At 61.3% G+C, this 23,472-nt stretch carries 23 protein-coding genes; 10 read left to right on the top strand and 13 right to left on the bottom strand.

The window, feature by feature from the left end; all coding sequences use genetic code 11:
- The first annotated feature begins 6 nt into the window (after nt 1-6).
- Both rep and AACY31_RS08180 read left to right on the top strand, forming a co-directional pair.
- Nucleotides 7-2,016 (top strand): DNA helicase Rep, encoded by a 2,010-nt coding sequence (gene rep / locus AACY31_RS08185; protein WP_339479615.1) that lies wholly within the window; start codon nt 7-9, stop codon nt 2,014-2,016.
- Between the two features lie 67 nt (nt 2,017-2,083).
- Nucleotides 2,084-2,656 (top strand): xanthine phosphoribosyltransferase, encoded by a 573-nt coding sequence (locus AACY31_RS08180; protein WP_339504313.1) that lies wholly within the window; start codon nt 2,084-2,086, stop codon nt 2,654-2,656.
- A gap of 120 nt (nt 2,657-2,776) precedes the next feature.
- Here the strand turns inward: AACY31_RS08180 and AACY31_RS08175 are convergent, their stop codons facing one another.
- The 6 genes from AACY31_RS08175 to dadA form a co-directional block, all read right to left on the bottom strand.
- The gene (locus AACY31_RS08175; RefSeq protein WP_339491580.1) at nt 2,777-4,699 is read right to left on the bottom strand and encodes an acetyl-CoA hydrolase/transferase C-terminal domain-containing protein; all 1,923 of its coding nucleotides are present in this window, start codon (nt 4,697-4,699) and stop codon (nt 2,777-2,779) included.
- 136 nt (nt 4,700-4,835) lie between these two features.
- Complete coding sequence (locus tag AACY31_RS08170) at nt 4,836-5,249, bottom strand: c-type cytochrome (RefSeq protein ID WP_339504346.1); 414 nt, start codon at nt 5,247-5,249, stop codon at nt 4,836-4,838.
- Nucleotides 5,250-5,432: 183 nt separating this feature from the next.
- Nucleotides 5,433-5,981, bottom strand: a complete 549-nt coding sequence (locus AACY31_RS08165; protein ID WP_003206841.1) for a cupin domain-containing protein — start codon at nt 5,979-5,981, stop codon at nt 5,433-5,435.
- 128 nt (nt 5,982-6,109) lie between these two features.
- Nucleotides 6,110-7,183, bottom strand: a complete 1,074-nt coding sequence (alr, locus tag AACY31_RS08160; RefSeq protein ID WP_339504312.1) for an alanine racemase — start codon at nt 7,181-7,183, stop codon at nt 6,110-6,112.
- 97 nt (nt 7,184-7,280) lie between these two features.
- Nucleotides 7,281-7,634 carry a RidA family protein gene (locus AACY31_RS08155; RefSeq protein WP_339479622.1) on the bottom strand — a complete coding sequence of 118 codons (354 nt, stop codon included), beginning with the start codon at nt 7,632-7,634 and terminating at the stop codon, nt 7,281-7,283.
- Nucleotides 7,606-8,910 (bottom strand): D-amino acid dehydrogenase, encoded by a 1,305-nt coding sequence (gene dadA, locus AACY31_RS08150; protein ID WP_024618128.1) that lies wholly within the window; start codon nt 8,908-8,910, stop codon nt 7,606-7,608. Before dadA ends, AACY31_RS08155 begins: the two co-directional genes overlap by 29 nt.
- A 155-nt stretch (nt 8,911-9,065) precedes the next feature.
- Here dadA and AACY31_RS08145 point away from each other — a divergent pair, with 155 nt between their 5' ends.
- Nucleotides 9,066-9,554 (top strand): Lrp/AsnC ligand binding domain-containing protein, encoded by a 489-nt coding sequence (locus AACY31_RS08145; RefSeq protein WP_003206849.1) that lies wholly within the window; start codon nt 9,066-9,068, stop codon nt 9,552-9,554.
- An 84-nt stretch (nt 9,555-9,638) separates the two neighbouring features.
- Here the strand turns inward: AACY31_RS08145 and AACY31_RS08140 are convergent, their stop codons facing one another.
- Nucleotides 9,639-9,992 (bottom strand): YkgJ family cysteine cluster protein, encoded by a 354-nt coding sequence (locus AACY31_RS08140; protein WP_339479627.1) that lies wholly within the window; start codon nt 9,990-9,992, stop codon nt 9,639-9,641.
- A 145-nt stretch (nt 9,993-10,137) separates the two neighbouring features.
- On the opposite strand from AACY31_RS08140, the gene AACY31_RS08135 reads away from it, so the two are divergent.
- The gene (locus AACY31_RS08135) at nt 10,138-11,451 is read left to right on the top strand and encodes an NAD(P)/FAD-dependent oxidoreductase (protein WP_339479628.1); all 1,314 of its coding nucleotides are present in this window, start codon (nt 10,138-10,140) and stop codon (nt 11,449-11,451) included.
- Nucleotides 11,452-11,565: 114 nt separating this feature from the next.
- On the opposite strand, the gene AACY31_RS08130 is transcribed toward AACY31_RS08135, so the two are convergent.
- The gene (locus AACY31_RS08130; protein ID WP_339479630.1) at nt 11,566-11,811 is read right to left on the bottom strand and encodes a DUF1127 domain-containing protein; all 246 of its coding nucleotides are present in this window, start codon (nt 11,809-11,811) and stop codon (nt 11,566-11,568) included.
- 179 nt (nt 11,812-11,990) lie between these two features.
- On the opposite strand from AACY31_RS08130, the gene AACY31_RS08125 reads away from it, so the two are divergent.
- Together AACY31_RS08125 and AACY31_RS08120 are read left to right on the top strand one after the other, a co-directional pair.
- Entirely contained in the window at nt 11,991-13,424 is a 1,434-nt protein-coding gene (locus tag AACY31_RS08125; RefSeq protein WP_339479631.1) for an aminotransferase-like domain-containing protein, read from the top strand.
- Nucleotides 13,425-13,485: 61 nt separating this feature from the next.
- Nucleotides 13,486-15,051 carry a phospholipase D family protein gene (locus tag AACY31_RS08120; RefSeq protein WP_339491576.1) on the top strand — a complete coding sequence of 522 codons (1,566 nt, stop codon included), beginning with the start codon at nt 13,486-13,488 and terminating at the stop codon, nt 15,049-15,051.
- A 22-nt stretch (nt 15,052-15,073) separates the two neighbouring features.
- On the opposite strand, the gene AACY31_RS08115 is transcribed toward AACY31_RS08120, so the two are convergent.
- A complete protein-coding gene (locus AACY31_RS08115; RefSeq protein WP_339479634.1) occupies nt 15,074-16,216 on the bottom strand; it encodes an MFS transporter in 1,143 nt (380 codons plus the stop codon).
- Nucleotides 16,217-16,361: 145 nt separating this feature from the next.
- A complete protein-coding gene (locus tag AACY31_RS08110; protein ID WP_339479636.1) occupies nt 16,362-17,855 on the bottom strand; it encodes an aldehyde dehydrogenase in 1,494 nt (497 codons plus the stop codon).
- A 233-nt stretch (nt 17,856-18,088) separates the two neighbouring features.
- Here AACY31_RS08110 and AACY31_RS08105 point away from each other — a divergent pair, with 233 nt between their 5' ends.
- Both AACY31_RS08105 and AACY31_RS08100 read left to right on the top strand, forming a co-directional pair.
- The gene (locus tag AACY31_RS08105; protein ID WP_339479638.1) at nt 18,089-18,451 is read left to right on the top strand and encodes a cupin domain-containing protein; all 363 of its coding nucleotides are present in this window, start codon (nt 18,089-18,091) and stop codon (nt 18,449-18,451) included.
- Between the two features lie 171 nt (nt 18,452-18,622).
- Nucleotides 18,623-18,868 (top strand): I78 family peptidase inhibitor, encoded by a 246-nt coding sequence (locus tag AACY31_RS08100; protein WP_339479640.1) that lies wholly within the window; start codon nt 18,623-18,625, stop codon nt 18,866-18,868.
- 75 nt (nt 18,869-18,943) lie between these two features.
- Here AACY31_RS08100 and rpmG read toward each other — a convergent pair whose 3' ends face one another.
- Entirely contained in the window at nt 18,944-19,099 is a 156-nt protein-coding gene (rpmG, locus tag AACY31_RS08095) for a 50S ribosomal protein L33 (protein WP_003177274.1), read from the bottom strand.
- A gap of 11 nt (nt 19,100-19,110) precedes the next feature.
- The gene (gene rpmB / locus AACY31_RS08090) at nt 19,111-19,344 is read right to left on the bottom strand and encodes a 50S ribosomal protein L28 (protein ID WP_003177273.1); all 234 of its coding nucleotides are present in this window, start codon (nt 19,342-19,344) and stop codon (nt 19,111-19,113) included.
- Between the two features lie 437 nt (nt 19,345-19,781).
- Between rpmB and AACY31_RS08085 the strand changes: the two genes are divergently transcribed.
- The gene (locus tag AACY31_RS08085) at nt 19,782-21,368 is read left to right on the top strand and encodes an ABC transporter substrate-binding protein (protein ID WP_339479643.1); all 1,587 of its coding nucleotides are present in this window, start codon (nt 19,782-19,784) and stop codon (nt 21,366-21,368) included.
- A gap of 71 nt (nt 21,369-21,439) precedes the next feature.
- Here AACY31_RS08085 and radC read toward each other — a convergent pair whose 3' ends face one another.
- Nucleotides 21,440-22,114, bottom strand: coding sequence for a RadC family protein (gene radC, locus AACY31_RS08080; protein ID WP_339479645.1), 675 nt, complete (start codon nt 22,112-22,114; stop codon nt 21,440-21,442).
- 145 nt (nt 22,115-22,259) lie between these two features.
- On the opposite strand from radC, the gene coaBC reads away from it, so the two are divergent.
- On the top strand, nt 22,260-23,468 hold the full coding sequence (gene coaBC, locus AACY31_RS08075; protein ID WP_003206865.1) for a bifunctional phosphopantothenoylcysteine decarboxylase/phosphopantothenate--cysteine ligase CoaBC: 1,209 nt from the start codon (nt 22,260-22,262) through the stop codon (nt 23,466-23,468).
- Nucleotides 23,469-23,472 lie beyond the last annotated feature (4 nt).

The raw sequence follows: 23,472 nt of genomic DNA, 5'->3' as shown, positions 1-23,472 counted from the left end.
TCTGTCATGTCCCGACTCAATCCCCGGCAGCAAGAAGCCGTGAACTATGTCGGCGGCCCTCTTTTGGTGCTCGCCGGTGCAGGCTCCGGCAAGACCAGCGTAATCACCCGAAAGATCGCGCACCTGATCCAGAATTGTGGCATCCGCGCCCAGTACATCGTCGCCATGACCTTCACCAACAAGGCCGCCCGGGAAATGAAAGAACGGGTCGGCGGCCTGCTGCGCGCCGGCGAAGGCCGCGGCCTGACGGTCTGCACCTTCCACAACCTGGGCCTGAACATCATCCGCAAGGAACACGCGCGGCTGGGCTACAAACCGGGCTTCTCGATTTTCGACGAGACCGACGTCAAGGCCCTGATGACTGACATCATGCAGAAGGAGTACTCGGGCGACGACGGCGTGGATGAGATCAAGAACATGATCGGCGCCTGGAAAAACGACCTGATCCTGCCGCCACAAGCCCTGGAAAACGCCCGCAACCCCAAGGAACAGACCGCCGCCATCGTCTACACCCACTACCAGCGCACGCTCAAGGCGTTCAACGCGGTGGACTTCGACGACCTGATCCTGTTGCCGGTCAAGCTGTTCCAGGACCACGCCGACATTCTCGAGAAATGGCAGAACAAGGTCCGCTACCTGCTCGTCGACGAATACCAGGACACCAACGCCAGCCAGTATTTGCTGGTGAAGCTGCTGATCGGTACGCGCAACCAGTTCACCGTGGTCGGCGACGACGACCAGTCGATCTATGCCTGGCGCGGCGCGCGGCCGGAAAACCTGATGTTGCTCAAGGAAGACTATCCGTCGCTCAAAGTGGTGATGCTGGAGCAGAACTACCGCTCCACCAGCCGCATCCTGCGCTGCGCCAACGTGTTGATCTCCAACAACCCCCACGAGTTCGAAAAGCAACTGTGGAGCGAGATGGGTCACGGCGACGAGATCCGCGTGATCCGTTGCCGCAACGAGGATGCCGAAGCCGAGCGCGTGGCCATGGAAATCCTCAGCTTGCACCTGCGCACCGACCGGCCGTACAGCGATTTTGCCATCCTGTACCGCGGCAACTACCAGGCCAAGCTGATCGAGCTGAAACTGCAGCATCACCAGATCCCTTATCGCCTGTCGGGGGGCAACAGCTTTTTCGGACGCCAGGAAGTGAAGGACCTGATGGCCTACTTCCGCCTGATCGTGAACCCGGACGATGACAACGCCTTCCTGCGGGTGATCAATGTGCCGCGCCGGGAAATCGGTTCGACCACCCTGGAAAAACTCGGCAACTACGCCACCGAACGCAAAATCTCGATGTACGCCGCCACCGACGAAATCGGCCTGGGCGAGCACCTGGACAGCCGCTTCACCGACCGGCTGGCGCGCTTCAAGCGCTTCATGGATAAGGTCCGCGAACAGTGCGCCGGGGAAGATCCGATTTCTGCGCTGCGCAGCATGGTAATGGACATCGACTACGAGAACTGGCTGCGCACCAACAGTTCCAGCGACAAGGCTGCCGACTACCGCATGAGCAACGTCTGGTTCCTGATCGAGGCGTTGAAGAACACCCTGGAAAAAGACGAAGACGGCGACATGACGGTCGAGGATGCCATCGGCAAACTCGTACTGCGCGACATGCTCGAGCGCCAGCAGGAAGAGGAGGACGGTGCCGAAGGTGTGCAGATGATGACGCTGCACGCCTCCAAGGGCCTGGAATTCCCCTATGTATTCATCATGGGCATGGAAGAAGAAATCCTGCCGCACCGCTCCAGCATCGAGGCCGACACCATCGAGGAAGAACGGCGCCTGGCCTATGTCGGGATTACCCGAGCCCGTCAGACGCTGGCCTTCACCTTCGCCGCCAAGCGCAAGCAATACGGCGAAGTGATCGACTGCGCCCCCAGCCGCTTTCTCGATGAACTGCCGCCGGACGACCTGGCCTGGGAAGGCAACGACGACACGCCGACAGAAGTCAAAGTCGTTCGCGGCAACAGTGCCCTGGCCGATATACGCGCGATGTTGAAGCGTTAGAATCGACTCCTTTTCACCACGCTTTTTACCCAATCCAGACGCCGAAGGCGTCACCAGAGGAGGCTTCATGGAAGCCCTGTACCAGAAAATCCGCGAGCAAGGCATCGTGCTTTCCGATCAGGTCCTGAAAGTCGACGCGTTCCTGAACCATCAGATCGACCCGCAGTTGATGAAGCTGATCGGCGACGAATTTGCCGCGTTGTTCAAGGACTCGGGCATCACCAAGATCGTCACCATCGAAGCCTCAGGGATTGCCCCGGCGATCATGACCGGGCTGAACCTGGGCGTACCGGTGATATTCGCCCGCAAGCAACAGTCCCTGACCCTGACGGAAAACCTGCTGTCGGCCACCGTGTATTCGTTCACCAAGAAAACCGAAAGCACCGTCGCCATCAGCCCGCGGCACCTGACCAGCAGCGACCGGGTGCTGATCATCGATGACTTCCTGGCCAACGGCAAAGCCTCCCAGGCGCTGATCTCCATCATCAAGCAGGCCGGCGCGACCGTCGCCGGGCTGGGGATCGTGATTGAGAAGTCATTCCAGGGCGGTCGCGCGGAACTCGATGCCCAGGGCTACCGGGTTGAATCGTTGGCGCGGGTGCAGTCGCTGGCCGGTGGGGTTGTGACCTTCATCGACTGATCACTCATTCAACCCTGTGGGAGCGAGCCTGCTCGCGATAGCGGTCTGTCAGACACATTGGCGTAACAGACACTCCGCTATCGCGAGCAGGCTCGCTCCCACAGTGGAATGTGCACGCCGTTATGGCGCAGTCGCCTTGAGCCCCGCCAGCAGCAACCGCTGGCCCAACTCCTCCTTCAGCCCCTCAGGGCTGGCCAGCTGCATCCGCTCCAGGTGCCCGGCAAACTCCCAGGGCTCCGGCGCATCCAGGGCGGCCTTGCCCAGTTCCAGGATCTCGGTGAGCTTGAACTTGCTCTTGAGCCAGTTCAGTGCCCGCAGCAGGTCCCGCTCGACCTCATCGAAATCACACCCCAGCGGGTATTCGGGAAACAGAGCCGGATGCCGCGCCTGGATCGCCTGCAAGCGTTCCGATGTGTTGTCGGCGAACCGCGGATCGAGACGGAAGTTCTTCGGCAGCTTGCCGGCGCTTTGCGCCTGCTCGATCAGCCCGGGCTGGAAGCGTGAATCGCTGATATTCAGCAACGCCTCGATCACATCGGCGTCGGTCTTGCCTCGCAGGTCGGCGATGCCGTATTCGGTCACCACGATATCGCGCAAGTGCCGCGGAATCGTGCAATGGCCGTACTCCCAGACGATGTTCGAGCTGATCTCGCCCCCGGCCTCACGCCAACTGCGCAGCAGCAGGATCGAACGCGCGCCCTCCAGCGCATGGCCCTGGGCAACGAAGTTGTACTGCCCGCCCACGCCGCTGAGCACCCGCCCGTCTTCCAACTGATCGGACACTCCGGCCCCCATCAGGGTCATGGTGAAGACCGTGTTGATGAAACGGGCATCGAGGCGCTGCAGGCGCTTGAGTTGCTCCTGGCCGTGCAGCTCGTTGATGTAACTGATGCGGGTCATGTTGAATTCGCGGAGGCGGCTTTGCGGCAACTCGCGCAGGCGCTCGTAAAAACTGCGCGGGCCGAGGAAGAATCCGCCGTGTACGCAGATGCCATCGGGTTGCGCCGCCTCGTCGAGGGTCCCGGCGTTGGCCCGTTCCTGGGTCGGCTCGTCGGGGTAGACCTTGCGCCGGATGATCCCGGCCTCGGCCAGCACCAGCAAACCGTTGACGAACATTTCACTGCAACCGTACAGCCCTTTGGCAAACGGCTCGACCCCACCCTCGCGCTCGATCAGTTGCGCCCACTGGCTAAGGTTCAGGTCCGCCAGCAACGCCTGGTAACCGGCGTTATCAGCCTGACGCGCCAGCAGCGCCGCCGTCAATGCATCGCCCATGGCGCCGATGCCGATCTGCAGCGTCCCGCCATCGCGCACCAGGGTACTGGCGTGCAGGCCGATCAGATGGTCCTGCAAGCCCACCGGCATGTTCGGCGTGGAAAACAACGTGTGGCTGTCCTTCTCGTCGATCAACAGGTCGAAAGTGTCGATGCCGACTTCCGCGTCGCCCGGCATGTACGGCAAATCGTTGTGCACCTGGCCGACCAGGAGGATGGTTTCTCCGGCGGCCCGGCGCTTGGCGATCATCGGCAGCAGGTCGAGGGTGATGTCCGGGTTGCAGCTCAGGCTCAGGCGATCCGGATGCTGTGGCTCGCTCGCCACCAATTGCGCCACCAGGTTCAAGCCGGCAGCGTTGATATCCCGGGCCGCGTGGCTGTAGTTGCTGCTGACATAGTTCTGCTGGGCCGACGCGCTGTGCAACAGGCTGCCGGGCTGCATGAAGAACTGCTCGACCCGTATGTTGGGTGGCAGGCTGTCCTGATGCAGGTCGGCCAGGTAATCCAGTTCGGGATAGTCGCCGAAGACTCGTTCGATAAAGGGCTCGAGGAAGCGCTTCTGCAGGCCATCGCCCAGTTTCGGCCGGCCCAGGCTCAGGGCCGTGTAGATGGTCAACTGTCGCTCGGGCAGTTGTGCGATGCGCCGGTACAGCGCGTTGGCGAACAGGTTGGGTTTGCCCAGCCCCAGAGGCATGCCCAGATGAATATGCGCGGGCAAGCGCTCGAGCACGTCATCCACCGCTTGTTCGATTGAACACAACTGCACCATCGCACCCTCCTGGACATTCCATGAATGTGGGTTGGACCGAGCTTGCCGGGTCTTGGTTGCGATGAACAGCCCCGGAAAAACCCCAGGCACAAAAAAGCCGCTCGTAAGCGGCTTTCTTGCGCGGGATATCGGCGTATTACAGGCCGGACATCTCTTTGATGGCGCCCTTGAGCTCTTCATCCGAGCAATCGGCGCAGGTGCCTTTTGGCGGCATGGCGTTGATGCCGGTAATGGCCTTGGCCAGGATGCCGTCGAGGCCGCCCTGGTGATCGGCGCGCTCTTTCCAGGCTGCCGTGTCACCGATTTTCGGCGCACCCAGCAGGCCGGTAGCGTGGCAAGCATTGCAATGTTTGGCAATGATATCTTTCGGCGCCTTGGCACCGCCAGCGCCGCCCGCGGCAGTGGCAACCTCCATACCTTTGCATTCTTTCCCCTGGACGCAGACCTGGCCAACGGGTTCGAGGCGCTTGGCGATTTCGTCGGTGGTCGCCGCTTGGGCACTGACTGCCCATAGGGCCAATACGGTTGCTGGTGCAGCCAGCATTTTCATAATTAGGTTCACGCGTACACCCTCAATGGTGGCTAGTCACGCCTGCGGCCACGGTTTGCAGGCGGGCGCAAGTATAGCGGTAAGCCCGTCACACTGAAACAACCCCAAAGTCGCAAGGGTCTTGTTTGCAGTGACAACGCATTCCCTGGGCGCCTTTGCCGTGCGGGGCCGGCGCCGTTTTTTCTAGAAATTGGCCGGTGTGGCTGCGCTGATCAGTCGCGCCGGCACGTCGAACGGATTACGGAAACGGTGGGGCTTGGTGCTTTCGAAATAGTAGCTGTCGCCAGCCTCGAGCACGAAGGTTTCGACGCCAACTACCAATTCCAGCCGCCCTTCCACCAGGATTCCGGTTTCCTCGCCCTCATGGGTGAGCATCTCTTCACCGGTATCGGCACCCGGCGGATAGATCTCGTTGAGGAAGGCGATCGCCCGGCTCGGATGCGCCCGGCCCACCAGCTTCATGGTCACGGCACCGTCGGAGATGTCGATCAGTTCGTTGGCTTTGTAGACGATCTGGGTCGGTTTCTCCTGAAGAATTTCCTCGGAGAAAAACTCGACCATGGACATGGGAATCCCGCCAAGGACCTTGCGCAGCGAGCTGATCGAGGGGCTGACGCTGTTCTTCTCGATCATCGAAATAGTGCTGTTGGTGACGCCCGCGCGCTTGGCGAGTTCACGCTGGGAAAGGCCTTTGAGTTTACGAATGGATTGCAGTCGTTCACCGACGTCCAATGCTGGAGCCTCCAGGGAATCAGGTTGTGAGGAAAGTGACCGTTATCATGGCGACAGCGTTCAGTATTTACAACACTTTGACCCGAATCCTGTGCGGTGAAGCGACTTTCGGTCGTTGGCGCCGTGCATCAATGCCCGGAATAGAGCCGTGGCACCCGCCGCAGGTTGCAGAAAATCTGATAGGGGATCGTGTCGGCGGCCTTGGCAACGTCGCTGGCAAGGATGTGCTTGCCCCACAACTCAACGGTCGAGCCGAGCCCGGCCTGGGGGACATCGGTCAAGTCGACACACAGCATGTCCATCGACACGCGTCCGACCAGTTGGCTGCGCTGCCCATCCACCAGCACCGGTGTACCGGTGGGCGCCTGGCGTGGGTAGCCGTCGGCATACCCCATGGCGACCACGCCGACCCGGGTCGGTTGCGTGGTCATAAAACGGGCACCGTAGCCCACCGGTTCGCCGGCGGGCAATTCGCGCACGCTGATGATCTTCGACTCCAGGGTCATCACCGCTTGCAGGCGCGAGGCGGCGGCGTTGGGCTCATCAAAGGGCGTGGCCCCGTAGAGCATGATGCCAGGGCGTACCCAGTCGCTGGGTATCTGCGGCCACCCCAGCACGGCGGGTGAGTTGCGCAGGCTGATCTGCGCCACCAGGCCCTGGCGGGCCTTGTCGAATATCGCCAGTTGCTCAGTGCTGCTGGGATCGTGCAGTTCATCGGCACGGGCGAAGTGGCTCATCAAGACGATCTTCGCCACCTTGCCGCTGGCAAGCAGGCGACGGTAGGCCGCCTGGTAATCCGCCGGATGCAGGCCGACCCGGTGCATGCCGGAATCGAGCTTGAGCCAGACAGTGATCGGCTGGCTCAGCGCGGCTTTTTCAATCGCTTCGAGCTGCCACAACGAATGCACCACGCACCAGAAATCATGCTCGACGATCAACGGCAGCTCACTGACCTCGAAAAAACCCTCCAGCAGCAGGATCGGCCCACGGATCCCGGCGGCCCGCAGTTCCAAGGCCTCTTCGATGCAGGCAACGGCGAACCCGTCCGCCGCGTCCTGCAGCGCCTCGGCGCAACGCACTGCGCCGTGCCCATAGGCGTCGGCCTTGATCACCGCAAGGGCCTTGGCCCCCGTGACTTCGCGGGCCAATTGGTAGTTGTGACGCAGGGCTTGGAGATCGATCAGGGCACGGGCAGGACGCATGGCGGCGGACTTCTAGGCGGTCATGAATAAAAAACCGGTGCTGGCTGACAGCATGAACCACCAACAGCACCGGGAGAGGGATCGTTTGGGCCGATATTTAAGGCAGCGCGGCCACGACGGACAGCTCCACCAGGATCTCCGGCTCGCACAGCTTGGCTTGCACTGTGGCACGGGCCGGGGCGACGCCCATGGGCAACCAGTTGTCCCAGACAGCGTTCATGCCTTCGAAGTGGGCCTCGATGTCCTTCAGGTAGATCGTCACCGACAGCAAACGATTCTTGTCGGTTCCGGCCATGTCCAGCAATCGCTCGATATTGACCAGGCTTTCGCGGGTCTGCTGCTCAATGCCGGCGGTCATGTCGTCGCCGACCTGCCCGGCCAAGTAAACGGTGCCGTTGTGCACGACAACCTGGCTCATGCGGTCATTGGTGAGCTGGCGCTGGATTGACATGTTTTGCGGACTCCTGGTGTTTGCTGCCATAACGGGAAATATCGAGGCCTTCGGCGCTGATCTGGGGTTTTTTCTTCGCCATCAGATCGGCCAACAGGCGACCGGAACCACAAGCCATGGTCCATCCGAGGGTGCCGTGGCCGGTGTTCAGGAACAGATTCTTGAAGGGCGTGGCCCCCACGATTGGCGTGCCGTCCGGGGTGGTCGGGCGCAAGCCGGTCCAGAAGCTGGCCTGGGCCAGGTCGCCGCCCTGAGGATAAAGGTCGTTGACGATCATCTCCAGGGTTTCGCGCCGACGCGGATTGAGGGACAGGTCAAAACCGGCGATTTCCGCCATGCCGCCCACCCGAATGCGGTTGTCGAACCGGGTGATCGCGACCTTGTAGGTTTCGTCGAGAATGGTCGAAGTCGGCGCCATCGCCGGGTTGGTGATCGGCACGGTCAGGGAGTAGCCCTTGAGCGGATACACCGGTGCACGAATCCCGAGGGGCTTGAGCAGTTGCGGCGAATAGCTGCCCAGGGCGAGGACGTAGCGGTCGGCGGTTTCCAGCTTACCGTCGATCCAGACACCGTTGATGCGGTCACCGGCGAAGTCCAGGCGCTGGATATCCTGGCCGAAGCGGAATTGCACACCGAGCTTCTCGGCCATTTCCGCCAGGCGCGTGGTAAACATCTGGCAGTCACCAGTCTGGTCGTTGGGCAGGCGCAAGGCGCCAGCCAGAATGTCGGTGACATTGGCCAAGGCTGGTTCAACCCGGGCAATGCCCTCGCGGTCGAGCACTTCGAACGGCACACCCGACTCTTTCAACACCGCGATGTCTTTTGCCGCGCCATCGAGCTGGGCCTGGGTGCGGAACAGTTGGGTGGTCCCCAGGCTACGGCCCTCGTAGGCAATGCCGGTTTCGGCGCGCAGCTCGTCGAGGCAGTCACGGCTGTACTCGGACAGGCGCACCATGCGCTCCTTGTTGATGGCATAGCGGCTGGCGGTGCAGTTGCGCAGCATCTGTGCCATCCACAGGTATTGGTCAATGTCGGCAGTGGCCTTGATCGCCAGCGGCGCATGCCGCTGCAGCAGCCACTTGATGGCCTTGAGCGGTACGCCCGGTGCCGCCCACGGCGAGGCATAACCCGGCGACACCTGGCCGGCGTTGGCGAAACTGGTTTCCATGGCAGGCGCCGGCTGACGGTCGACCACCACCACTTCAAACCCGGCACGGGCCAGATAATAAGCACTGACGGTACCGATGACGCCGCTACCCAAGACCAGAACGCGCATGTTGTTGCCCTCATCGCGGATAACCGCTGACGTTTGTTGTACATAGCTTTGATGGGGGCAGTGTAAAAAAGATTAGCCAGTGCTTTTCACTATATAAACACCTATATTTGGCGAGAATTCTCGGCAAAAACCCTTTTCACGGAGGCGCATCACCTGTGCGTACCAACACTCAGACCAAACGTGAGCTGGACAAGATCGACCGCAACATCCTGCGCATTCTCCAAGCGGATGGGCGGATTTCCTTCACGGAACTGGGGGAAAAGGTTGGACTCTCCACGACGCCCTGCACCGAGCGGGTGCGGCGCCTGGAGCGCGAGGGCATCATCATGGGCTACAACGCCCGGCTCAATCCGCAGCACCTGAAGGGGAGCCTGCTGGTGTTTGTCGAGATCAGCCTCGACTACAAATCCGGCGACACATTCGAAGAGTTCCGACGCGCCGTGCTGAAACTGCCTCACGTGTTGGAATGTCACCTGGTGTCAGGGGACTTCGACTACCTGGTGAAAGCACGGATTTCCGAGATGGCGTCATACCGCAAGCTGCTGGGGGACATCCTGCTCAAACTGCCCCATGTGCGCGAATCCAAGAGCTATATCGTGATGGAAGAGGTGAAGGAGAGCTTGAACCTGCCGATTCCAGACTGAGCCTGGATCCACCTTCCTTGAACAAGCAGAGATCCATTGTGCGCGAGCTTGCTCGCGAAGGCCGCGACTCGGTATCCCTATCTGCTAGACCAACACCTGCCGAGTGCTGGCCATGTACTCATGAATCTGCTTCTCGACCCGCGGATGAATCAGTTCCACCGGCCGCCGTCCATTGGGACACGGTAACGTCGCGGTGGTGCCGAACAGCCGGCAGATCAGCGGGCGCTCGTCGTAGACGGTGCAACCGTTGGGCCCCAGGTGCACGCAGTCGAGCGCGTCCATGGCCGCGTCCTGTTCGGCGCGGGTCTTGCGGGGCAAGCGGGCCATTTCCTCGGGCGAGGTGGTCACCGGACCGCAGCAGTCATGGCAGCCCGGCACGCACTCGAACGAGGGAATCTGCTGGCGTAGCGTGCGGATTGTTTGACTGTTGCAACTCATTGGGGCGATTACCGAAGGAGACGGCCCAGGATTCTGCCTTAAAAGCCGCGCACCAGACAGCACTCGCCGACCGGTGTTGCCCAGCGGGGAATCCCCGGCTTATGCTCCGTAAGATTTCTCAAACACAAGAATCAGGATTACGCACATGAACGCCCGTGTTCAGCAACCTGTCCCGAGCCACGCGCACGCCGCCTCTTATTACGCCGCCAGCAGCCTGCCGCAACCGGACCATCCGCTGCTGCAGGGTGAATTGCTGGCGGATGTCTGCGTGGTCGGCGGCGGGTTCTCCGGGTTGAACACGGCGATCGAACTGGCCGAGCGCGGCATGAGTGTGGTGCTGCTGGAAGCGCACCGGATCGGCTGGGGCGCAAGCGGCCGCAACGGCGGCCAATTGATTCGTGGCGTCGGTCATGGCCTCGACCAGTTTGCACCGATCATCGGCGCCGACGGCGTGCGCCAGATGAAGCTCATGGGCCTCGAGGCCGTGGAAATCGTCCGACAGCGCGTCGAACGCTTTCAGATCCCGTGCGACCTCACCTGGGGTTACTGCGACCTCGCCAACAAGCCCAGCGACCTGGAAGGCTTCGCCGAAGACGCCGAAGAACTGCGCAGCCTGGGTTATCGCCACCCGACCCGACTGCTGCAAGCCAACGAAATGCACAGCGTCGTGGGTTCGGACCGTTACGTCGGTGGGTTGATCGACATGGGCTCGGGCCATCTGCATCCACTGAACCTGGCCGTGGGCGAAGCTGCCGCCGCGCAGCAACTGGGGGTCAGGCTATTCGAGCAATCGGCGGTCACACGTATCGACTACGGTCCTGAAGTGAAGGTGCACACCCAACAGGGCTCGGTCCGTGCCAAGACGCTGGTGCTGGGCTGCAACGCCTACCTCAATGGACTCAATCCGCAACTGGGCGGCAAAGTGTTGCCCGCCGGCAGCTACATCATCGCCACCGAACCTTTGAGCCAGGCCCAGGCACAGGCGCTGTTGCCGCAGAACATGGCGGTCTGCGATCAACGCGTGGCCCTGGATTACTACCGGCTTTCGGCGGATCGACGCTTGCTGTTTGGCGGGGCCTGTCACTATTCCGGCCGTGACCCACAGGACATCGGCGCCTACATGCGTCCAAAGATGCTCAAGGTCTTCCCGCAGTTGGCGGATGTGAAAATCGATTATCAGTGGGGCGGGATGATTGGCATTGGCGCCAACCGTTTGCCGCAGATCGGCCGGCTCAAGGATCAGCCCAACGTCTATTACGCCCAAGCCTATTCCGGCCATGGGGTGAACGCCACGCACCTGGCCGGCAAATTGTTGGCCGAAGCGATCAGCGGGCAGCACAGCAGCGGTTTCGATCTGTTCGCCCAGGTTCCGCACATGACGTTCCCTGGCGGCAAGCACCTGCGCTCGCCGCTATTGGCGCTGGGAATGTTGTGGCATCGCTTGAAAGAGTTGGTCTAAAGAGCTTCAACACCACTGACAACACGATCGCGGGCAAGCCTTGCTCCCACAGGTCACCTTCAATCTGTGGGAGCAAGGCTTGCCCGCAACCGCAGCCTCAGGAACCACACCGTTTCAAAGCCGCCAGAACGGCTTGAGCCCCTCCTCCCGCGCCTGCTCCCGACTCAGCCCAATATCACGCAACTGTTCGGGTGTAAGGTCCAACAAGGCTTGGCGTGTATGCAGACGAAGCCAGAACAGGGCCCAACGGCTCAGGCCGGATGGCGGATTGCGCAACATCGCGCTGCGCAGCCCCTTCTCCTGCCCTGCCGCCAGTTCCTGACTGTGTAACGTCAGCCGCACATCGCTCAAGCCGTTCATTTTGATCGCTCCTGTTTACTTGGGTAGCCAGAGGTTTCATGATGCGCGGACGGCCAAAAGCAATACAGATTCAACTAATTCATTTTATAAGCATACAGATTCGGTATTTCCGCGACTGAATCGTCATTTTCCACCCCAACTGTATCGGTTGCAGTGGTCCATCTCATCGGGAGCGCACCATGACCCTCTACGTGAACCTCGCCGAATTGCTCGGCACCCGCATCGAACAGGGCTTCTACCGCCCCGGCGACCGGCTGCCATCAGTGCGGGCATTGAGCACGGAACATGGGGTCAGCCTGAGTACGGTGCAGCAGGCCTATCGCGTGCTGGAAGACAGCGGGCTGGCGATGCCGAGACCCAAGTCCGGCTATTTCGTACCCGTGAGCCGAGCATTGCCCGACCTGCCGGTGGTAGGCCGTCCGGCCCAGCGCCCAGTGGATATTTCCCAGTGGGACCAGGTGCTGGAGCTGATCCGCGCGGTACCGCGCCCGGACGTGGTGCAACTGGGACGCGGCATGCCCGATATCCATTCGCCGACCATGAAACCGCTACTGCGCAGCCTGGCGCAGATCAGCCGCCGACAAGACATGCCCGGTCTGTATTACGACAACATCTACGGCAACCTCGCGCTGCGTGAGCAGATCGCCCGGCTGTCGCTGGACTCCGGCTGTCAACTGGGCTCCAACGATTTGATCGTCACCACCGGCTGTCACGAGGCCCTCTCGGTCAGCATCCGCGCCACCTGCGAACAAGGCGATATCGTCGCGGTGGACTCACCCAGTTTTCACGGGGCCATGCAAACCCTCAAGGGCCTGGGCATGAAGGCGTTGGAAATCCCCACCGACCCGCTCACCGGCATCAGTCTGGATGCACTGGAACTGGCGCTGGAGCAATGGCCCATCAAGGCCATACAGCTGACCCCCAGCTGCAATAACCCGCTGGGCTACATCATGCCCGACGCCAATAAACGCGCCCTGCTGAACCTGGCACAACGCTTCGACGTGGCGATCATCGAAGATGATGTGTATGGCGAGTTGGCCTACACGTACCCTCGCCCGCGCACCATCAAGTCCTTCGATGAAGACGGCCGTGTCCTGCTCTGCAGTTCATTTTCCAAGACCCTGGCTCCCGGCCTGCGCATTGGCTGGGTCGCGCCAGGCCGGTATCTGGAGCGGGTGCTGCACATGAAATACATCAGCACCGGCTCCACCGCGCCACAACCACAGATCGCCATTGCCGAATTTCTCAAGGGCGGGCATTTCGAACCCCATTTGCGCCGGATGCGTACGCAATACCAGCGCAATCGCGACGTAATGATTGATTGGGTCAGCCGCTATTTTCCGCCGGGCACCCGAGCCAGTCGCCCGCGGGGCAGCTTCATGTTGTGGGTCGAGTTGCCAGAAGGCTTCGACACGCTGAAGCTCAATCGGGCCCTGCTCGACCAAGGCGTGCAGGTCGCCGTTGGCAGCATCTTTTCGGCATCGGGCAAGTACCGCAACTGCCTGCGAATGAACTACGCTGCCAAGCCAACGCCCCAGATCGAAGAGGCCGTACGCAAGGTCGGAACCGCCGCTATGGCATTGTTGAACGAAACCCAGCGCGACGTCGTCTGAACTTTACCCAGGGAAGCAGCACCCAACAGCCGATCAACGTGAACAAGCGGAACGATTCTACGTGAGATCCAGACCGATCCTGCCTGCGCTGCTGTTAGTCATCTCACTGCTGAGCGGCTGCGCCAGTCTTGATGTCACTCGCGAGCCCTCCCAAGCCTTACCGGCCGCCGAATCTTCGTTCGGCCGCTCGGTCCAGGCTCAAGCTGCCGCCCATGAAGGGCGCTCGGGCTTTCGGCTGCTGTCGGACAGCACCGACGCGTTCATTGCCCGGGCCGAGTTGATCCGCCACGCCCAAGGCAGCCTGGACTTGCAGTACTACATCGTCCACGACGGCATCAGCACGCGGATGCTGGTGGATGAATTGCTCAAGGCCGCCGACCGGGGCGTGCGCGTGCGCATCCTGCTGGACGACACCACCAGCGATGGCCAGGATCAGATCATCGCGACCCTCGCCGCTCATCCGCAGATCCAGATTCGCCTGTTCAACCCGCTGCACCTGGGACGCGCCACTGGCGTGACCCGCAGCCTCGGGCGCCTGCTCAACCTGTCACAGCAACACCGCCGGATGCACAACAAGTTGTGGCTGGCGGACAACAGCATGGCCATCGTCGGCGGCCGTAACCTGGGCGACGAGTATTTCGACGCCGAACCCAACCTGAACTTCACCGACATCGACCTGCTCGGTGTCGGCCCGGTGGCCGAACAATTGGGGCACAGCTTCGACCAATATTGGAACAGCGCTCTGAGCAAACCCATCGAACAGTTCCTGTCCCATCGCCCCACACCCAAGGACCTGGCCAACAACCGCCAGCGCCTGCAAGAGTCCCTGGAGCAGACCCAAAAGGAGAATCACGCGCTCTACCAGCAGTTGACCACCTACAAGACCCAACCGCGCCTGGACACTTGGCGCGATCAGTTGATCTGGGCCTGGAACAAGGCGCTGTGGGACGCGCCCAGCAAAGTCCTGGCCAAGGATGAGCCGGACCCGCAGCTGTTGCTGACTACACAACTGGCCCCCGAGCTGACGGGCGTCAGCAAAGAGCTGATCATGATTTCCGCCTACTTCGTCCCCGGCCAACCAGGTTTGGTGTACCTGACCAGTCGCGCCGATGCCGGTGTGTCGGTGAGCCTGCTGACCAACTCCCTGGAAGCCACCGACGTGCCCGCCGTGCATGGCGGCTATGCGCCGTACCGCAAGGCCCTGCTGCAACATGGTGTACGGCTGTTCGAACTTCGCCGACAACCGGGCGACACCGGCAGCAGCCCTCACCTGTTCTACAGTAAGTCCTACGGCGAATCGGACTCCAGCCTGCACAGCAAGGCGATCATCTTCGACCAGCAGAAATCGTTCATCGGCTCGTTCAATTTCGACCCACGCTCGGTGCTGTGGAACACCGAAGTCGGCGTGCTGGTGGACAGCCCCGAACTCGCCAGCCAAGTGCGCGAACTGGCCTTACAGGGTATGGCGCCGGCCCTGAGCTATCAGGCCAGACTGGAGGATGGAACGCTTGTATGGACCACCGAAGACAACGGGCAGACGCACGATCTAGACCGCGAGCCGGGCAGTTGGTGGCGCCGGTTCAATGCCTGGTTCAGCACGATGATCGGGCTGGAGCAAATGTTGTAAGCCTGCACAAACCGTCGCGGGCTCAGGCTGTTTGTGTCGCTCCGAACGCCCCTTGGCGCAACAGCAGGATCACTAGACCAAACGCCCCTGCGGCCATGAACAAAGGCAACGCATGCCCGCTGATCCACTGGCTGCCCGCTCCCGCCGCCAGCGGGCCGATCAGGCAACCAAGGCCCCACAGTTGCGCGACATGGGCGTTGGCCCGCACCAGCGCATCGTCGCGGTAACGCTCGCCGATCAGGATCAACGACAACGTGAACAAACCGCCGGCACTGGCACCGAACAGCACCCACAGCGGCCAGATCAACAGGGTATCGATCAACAGCGCAACCGCCAGGCTCGATAACATCAGCGCCACCGCACAGCCCGTCAACAGCGCCCGGCGAGACACGCGATCAGCCAGAGCGCCGATGGGCAACTGCAACAAGGCATCACCGACCACCACGGTGCTGACCATCGCCAGCGCTATGTCGGCAGTGAAACCCTGACGCAGGCAATACACCGGCAGCAGCGTGAGAATCATGGCCTCAAACGCGGCGAACAACGAAACCGCCCAGGCAATCGCCGGCAAACCTCGGCAAAACGTCCACAAATCGCCGAACGTGACGCTGCCGGCCTCGCTGCTCGGCGCACCGCTACGGCCCAGCAACAGCAGGGGTGCGATCAGCAGCAGGCCGACGCCGACCCAGAATCCATAGTCATGATCAGTCCCCAGCGCGCCCAGCAGCAGCGGGCCGGACAACTGGCTCAGGGCGTAACTGCTGCCGTACAGCGCCACCAGTCGGCCACGCCATTTCTCAATGACCAACTGATTGATCCAGCTTTCACCGAGAATGAACACCAAGGTCAGGACCACACCAATGACCAGGCGCAGCAGCAACCAGACAGGATAGCTGGGCAACAGCGCCAGCAACCCGATGGACACTGCGCCACCCCACAGGCACAGGCGCATCAACGCCGCCGTGCCGAACCGCGCCGCCAACCGGCTCGACACCTTGGCTCCGAGCAACACCCCCACGGCCGGCATGGCGGCCATCACGCCAATGGCGAACGAGCCATAGCCCCAACCCTCCAGGCGCAGCGACACCAGCGGCATACTCACGCCCAAGGCCAGGCCGACACTCAGGACAGACGCCAACACGGCGAAATAGGTCGCCCAACGCATTTCCACGCTCCTGTGGAGGGCTATCAATCTCAGCCATCCCACAAAACACTGTGGGAGCGAACTTGCTCGCGAAAGCGGAGTGTCAGTCAACCTAGCCGTTGAATGTTAACCGCCTTCGCGAGCAAGCCCGCTCCCACAAAAGGGATCAGAGCTTGATCCAGGTCGACTTCAGCTCGGTGTATTTGTCGAACGCATGCAACGACTTGTCGCGACCATTGCCCGATTGCTTGAAGCCACCGAACGGCGCGGTCATGTCGCCGCCGTCGTACTGGTTGACCCATACGCTGCCGGCACGTAGCGCCTTGGCGGTCAGGTGGGCCTTGGAGATGTCCTTGGTCCATACCGCTGCAGCCAGGCCGTACGGTGTGTCATTGGCGATCTCGATAGCCTGCTCGGCAGTGTCGAAAGCGATGACTGATAACACCGGGCCGAAAATCTCTTCCTGGGCAATTTTCATCGCGTTGCTCACGCCATCGAAAATCGTCGGCTCGACGTACGTACCGCCTGTTTCCTCAAGGATGCGCTTGCCGCCGGCCACCAGTTTGGCGCCGTCGCTGTGCCCGGCCTCGATGTAGGACAGCACGGTGTTCATCTGCTGGGTATCGACCAGAGCGCCGACATTGCTGGCCGGGTCCAGGGGGTTGCCAGGTTTCCAACCCTTTAGGGCTTCGATCACCAGTGGCAGGAACGTGTCCTTGATAGAGCGCTCCACCAACAACCGCGAGCCGGCGGTGCAGACTTCGCCTTGGTTGAAGGCAATGGCGCTGGCGGCGGATTCGGCGGCGGCTTGCAGGTCCGGGGCATCGGCGAACACGATGTTCGGGCTCTTGCCGCCAGCTTCCAGCCAGATACGCTTCATGTTGGATTCGCCGGAGTAAATCATCAGTTGCTTGGCGATTTTGGTAGAACCGGTGAACACCAGCGTATCGACGTCCATATGCAGGGCCAGGGCCTTGCCGACAGTGTGGCCGTAGCCTGGCAGCACGTTCAGCACGCCTTTGGGAATGCCAGCCTCGATCGCCAGTGCGGCGATACGGATGGCCGTCAGCGGAGATTTTTCCGACGGCTTGAGCACCACCGAGTTACCGGTGGACAGCGCCGGGCCGAGCTTCCAGCAGGCCATCATCAACGGGAAGTTCCAGGGCACGATAGCGCCCACGACACCCACCGGCTCGCGGGTCACCAGGCCCAACTGGTCGTGGGGGGTGGCCGCCACTTCGTCGTAGAGTTTGTCGATGGCTTCGCCGCTCCAGCTCAAGGCTTGGGCCGCGCCGGGAACGTCAATGTTCAGGGAATCACTGATCGGCTTGCCCATGTCCAGGGTTTCAAGCAGGGCCAGTTCTTCGGCGTGCTCCTTGAGCAGGCCGGCAAAACGAATCATGGTGGCTTTGCGCTTGCTGGGTGCCAGGCGTGACCAAACGCCAGAATTGAAGATGGCGCGAGCGTTTTCGACCGCACGCTGGGCGTCGGCGACGTCACAGCTGGCGACCTTGCCCAGCAGGCGGCCATCGACCGGACTGAGGCAATCGAAGGTTTCGCCGGACACCGCATCGGTGTACTCGCCGTTGATGAAGGCGCGGCCTTCGATCTTCAGGTCGCGGGCGCGTTGTTCCCAGTCAGCACGAGTCAGGGTGGTCATGCGTGTGTCCTCCTCTTATTGAGTACGAGCGCCGCGCAATGCGCAGCGCTCAAAAGAATTCTGCCCGGCCAGTCTGTTTGCGACGCTATTTTCGACACGGGCACCCGCCACCCTAAACCAGCGGCCGGGCAAGTTTCAATATATTTGACACAACGCCGGCAAACGGCCTTGCGATGTTCGTTTTAATAAACATAGACTCGAAACCTTCCAAGCGATTACTGGGGATCACCCGCATGAGCATTCAGGACATTGTCGATTTCAGCCAGACCAACACCACCGCCGAACGCTATCGCCCGGACCCGGCCAAGGTGTTCAAGGGCGACCCCGAACAAACTGTGTTCAACCACTACAGCAGCCCCTGCGGGCAAATGAATGCTGGCGTATGGGAAGGCGCCGTCGGCCAGTGGACGGTCAACTACACCGAGCATGAATACTGCGAGATCGTTCAGGGCGTTTCCGTGCTGCGGGACAACGATGGCAATGCCAAGACCCTGCGGACCGGCGACCGCTTTGTGATCCCGGCCGGGTTCCAGGGCACCTGGGAAGTGCTGGAGCCGTGCCGCAAGATTTACGTGGTGTTTGAAGCGCGAGCCTGAGCTGCACCGTAAAAGACAGTGACACTTAATCGTTGGTCAACGGCTGCGGCAACGATTAAAACGCTTCACAGGCACCACGCAATTTATCGTCGCCGCGGCACGCGCAGGATGCGCGACCAACCCGACCGGTGAGTGCCTGAACTTCAATAGATATCAGCAAGGAGGCTAAAAATGCCGAACCAAAACAACACCGTTGTCGTGCCCACGCCACACGATCAATGCGACATCGCTGTCGCCCAGTACACCATTGGCCAAAAATACACCCCCGAGCTGCGTGAAGAAGTTCGCGCCCTGGCCAACGGGGCCCAGGTTCGCGCCGCAGGCCCAAAACACCCTACAACCTACGACCTGCGCCCGCGACGCATCAACCTTCTAACCGATGACAATGGAATTATCGTCGGCGTTAAATGCGGTTGATCCACAAGACAAACGCAAACAAAAAAGGGCCCGTATCTCACGATACGGGCCCTTTTTTGTAAGAGGGAAAATCAATTACTTGATTTTGCCTTCCTTGTAGATCACGTGCTTGCGAACAACCGGATCATATTTCTTGATCTCGATTTTGTCCGGGGTAGTACGCTTGTTCTTGTCGGTAGTGTAGAAGTGACCAGTACCGGCGCTCGAGATCAAACGAATCAATTCACGCATGATTAGCTCCCTTAAACCTTGCCATCGCGACGAAGTTCGGCCAGCACGACACTGATGCCACGCTTGTCGATGATACGCATGCCCTTGGCAGATACGCGCAGACGCACAAAACGTTTCTCTTCTTCAACCCAGAAGCGGTGATGCTGCAGGTTCGGCAGGAAACGACGACGGGTTTTGTTGTTTGCGTGGGAAATGTTATTCCCAGTCACCGGACCCTTACCGGTAACTTGACAGACTCTCGACATGCCTCAGCCCTCTAAAACCACATGCCCAACCCGGCATGGGTTGGCCGCTTAATCTCTCAGTCATTTGGCGCTAGGCGCCGCGTTTCTTTAAGGGTCTTACCGGCTACACCTACAGTGAAGGAACCGGGCCCCTAGAAAAGAGCGCTGCTTTATACCAGAAAGACCACAGTGCAACAACAGCAGATGTGATTTGCCTTCAGGGCGAATCACCGACCAGCCGCCCCGGACGGCGGGCGCAAAGGCTGGCACAGCCCCTTACCGCTCGTCGCTGCACGCAGTTTTTTTTTGCCCGCGGCGACTTTTAGCCCATCCACGCGCCGTCGCAGAGTGCCGGAAAATGCAAAAAGGGGATAGTCATTTAGCGGCGAGCCCACTAGGGTAGGCCTTTTCCAGACTGCACTCGCAGATGGGCCTTCGACTTGCACAGGAAACCGACCATGCGCCTCGCTGCCCTACCATTGTTGCTCGCCCCTCTGCTGATCACCCCACAGGCCTTGGCCGCCGCTCTGAGCGTCTGTACCGAAGCCAGCCCGGAAGGGTTCGATGTCGTCCAATACAACTCCCTGACGACCACCAACGCCTCCGCCGACGTGCTGATGAACCGCCTGGTGGACTTCAACACCACCAGCGGCAAAGTGGTGCCCAGCCTGGCCGAGCACTGGGAAGTCTCCACCGATGGCCTGGCCTACGTGTTCAAACTGCGGCCACAGGTCAAGTTTCACCACACCGACTACTTCACGCCGCGCCGCGACCTGACTGCCGAGGACGTGAAGTTCAGCTTCGAACGCATGCTCGACCCCGCGAACCCATGGCACAAGGTTGCACAAAGCGGCTTTCCCCACGCCCAATCCATGCAATTGCCAGCGCTGATCAAAAAAATCGACGCGCTGGACCCGCTGACCGTGCGTTTCACCCTCGATCACGCCGACTCGACCTTCCTGGCGACGTTGAGCATGGGCTTTGCCTCCATTTATTCGGCCGAATACGCCGATCAGTTGCTCAAGGCCGGCACGCCGGGAAAACTCAACAGCCTGCCAATCGGCACCGGTCCGTTCATTTTCAACAGATTCCAGAAAGATGCTTCGATTCGCTACAAGGCCAACGCTGATTATTTTGACGGCAAGCCCCAAGTGGATCCCTTGATCTTCGCCATCACGCCGGACGCCAACGTGCGCCTGCAGAAGCTGCGTCGCAACGAATGCCAGATCGCCCTGTCGCCCAAGCCGCAGGACGTACAAGCCGCCAAGCAAGAACCTAGGTTGAAGGTCGAGCAGACCGACGCCTTCATGACCGCGTTCGTGGCGATCAACAGCCAGCATCCGCCGCTGGACAAGCCTGAGGTGCGCCAAGCCATCAACCTGGCCTTCGACAAGGCCAGCTACCTGAAGGCTGTCTTCGAAGGCACCGCCGAAGCCGCCAATGGCCCCTACCCGCCCAACACCTGGAGCTACGCCAAAAGTCTGCCCGGCTACGCCCATGACTTGGCCAAAGCCCGCGACCTGCTGGCCAAGGCCGGCTTGAAGGAAGGCTTCCAGACCACCATCTGGACCCGCCCCTCCGGCAGCCTGCTGAACCCCAACCCCAGCCTCGGCGCACAACTGCTGCAGTCCGACCTGGCGCAACTCGGCATCCAGGCCGAGATCCGGGTGATCGAATGGGGCGAACTGATCCGTCGCGCCAAGGCCGGCGAACATGATTTGCTGTTCATGGGCTGGGCCGGCGACAACGGCGACCCGGACAACTTCCTCACGCCACAGTTTTCCTGCGCGGCGGTCAAGTCCGGCACCAACTTCGCCCGCTACTGCAGCCCCGACCTGGACAAACTGATCACCGCCGGCAAGACCACTGGCGAACAAGGTGTGCGTACCAAGCTCTATGAACAGGCCCAGGCCCAGATCCAGCAACAGGCCCTGTGGCTGCCCCTGGCCCACCCGACCGCGTTCGCCCTGACCCGCAAGGAGGTGCAGGGTTACTCGGTCAGCCCGTTTGGGCGCCAGGATTACTCCAAAGTCAGCCTCAAATAACCCCAGCCCCACAGAGCCTCCCCTGCGGGAGCAACGTTTGCTCCCGCAGAATTATTTCAGCCTGACTTTGCCTACATCCACCCACGCTCCGCCATCGACAACGGCTCCCCATCGCCAACGATGAAATGATCGAGCACCCGCACATCGATCAACTCCAGCGCCTCCTGAAGCCGCTCAGTGAGCACCCGGTCGGCCTGGCTGGGCTCGGTGTTGCCGGAGGGGTGGTTGTGGCACAGGATCAGCGCGGCGGCGTTGTGGGCCAAGGCCCTTTTGACCACCTGCCGGGGATGAACACTGGCGCTGTCGATGGAGCCGCGAAACAGCGCCTCGAAGGTCAGTACCTGGTGCTTGGAATTGAGAAACAGGCAACCGAACACCTCGTGGGGCTCGTGACGCAGCATCGATTTCAGGTACTCACGAACCGCCAGCGGGTTTTCCAGCGCGGGTTTTTCCCGTGCCCGTTCAGCCAAGTGCCGACGGCTCATTTCCTGAACCGCTTGCAACTGGGCAAACTTCGCCGGCCCGAGCCCCATATGATTACTGAATGTGATCTGATCAGCTTCAAGCAGCGCGCGCAGGCTGCCAAATTGCATCAATAGTTGTCGCGCCAGATCCACCGCGCTTTTGCCCGACACGCCGGTTCGTAAAAAAATCGCCAGCAGCTCGGCGTCCGATAGACTCCCCGCCCCTAGCGCCAATAACCGCTCCCGTGGCCGCTCGGCCGCGGGCCAATCGCGAATACTCATGACATCTCCCTGATTGTGGGCGCCGCTGTTCCGTAGCGGTCGCTGTGATATCGTAGCCCATCTTTTTTGCAGGCGATTTGCACCCTGGCAGGCTGCTGCCAAGGGGTTCGCCCTGCACTGACCACTGAAATCGAAAGGCAGGCCTATGCAGCGGCTGTATCGGAAACGCATCGTTCTGGGCGTCGGCGGCGGCATTGCCGCCTACAAGAGCGCCGAGCTGGTTCGCAGGCTTATCGACCAGGGCGCGGAAGTACGGGTCGTCATGACCCGCGGTGGCAGCGAGTTCATTACCCCGCTGACCATGCAAGCCCTGTCCGGACACCCGGTCCACCTGGATTTGCTCGACCCGGCGGCCGAAGCCGCGATGGGCCATATCGAACTGGCCAAGTGGGCCGATCTGGTGCTGATCGCCCCAGCCACTGCCGACTTGATCGCCCGCTTGGCCCAAGGCATCGCCGACGACCTGCTGACCACCCTGGTGCTCGCCACCGACGCGGTGGTCGCCGTGGCGCCAGCCATGAACCAGGCCATGTGGCGCGACCCGGCCACCCAGGCCAACCTGCAATTGCTGGAGAGCCGCGCCCTGAAAGTCTTCGGCCCGGCCTCCGGCAGCCAGGCCTGCGGCGATGTCGGCATGGGCCGCATGCTCGAAGCAACCGACCTGGCCCAGTGCGCCGCCGACTGCTTCCAGCGCCAAGCCCTGACCGGCAAGCACGTGCTGATCACCGCCGGACCGACCCAGGAAAACATCGACCCGGTGCGCTACATCACCAACCACAGCTCCGGGAAAATGGGCTTCGCCCTGGCCGAAGCCGCCGTGGAAGCCGGCGCCCGGGTGACGCTGATCACCGGTCCCGTGCACTTGCCGACACCGGACAGGGTCACGCGCATCGACGTGGTCAGCGCCCGGGACATGCTCGCAGCCTGCGAAGCGGCGATCCCCTGCGACCTGTTCATCGCCTCGGCGGCGGTGGCGGACTACCGCCCCGAAGTCGTCGCCCCGCAAAAATTGAAGAAAGACCCTACAAGCGGCGACGGCCTGCTACTGCAAATGGTGCGCAACCCGGACATCCTGGCCAGCATTGCCACCCGTCCCGACCGCCCGTTCAGTGTCGGCTTTGCCGCCGAGACCGAACACCTGCTCGATTACGCCGCGCGCAAGCTCAAGGACAAAAACCTCGACTTGATCGTCGCCAACGACGTGGCCAACCCGAGCATCGGCTTCAACAGCGAAGAAAACGCCTGCAGTGTGATCGACCGCCAGTTGCACGCCACACTTTTTGCCCAGACCAGCAAGAGCAAGATTGCCCGCCAGCTGATCACTTTTATCGCCGAACGTCTGAACCAGGTTTAATGTC

This window comes from Pseudomonas sp. RL_105y_Pfl2_101 (assembly GCF_963970585.1).
GTDB lineage: Bacteria > Pseudomonadota > Gammaproteobacteria > Pseudomonadales > Pseudomonadaceae > Aquipseudomonas.
The sequence above is the reverse complement of the archived record's forward strand: the minus strand, read 5'-3'. Positions and strand labels throughout refer to the sequence as shown.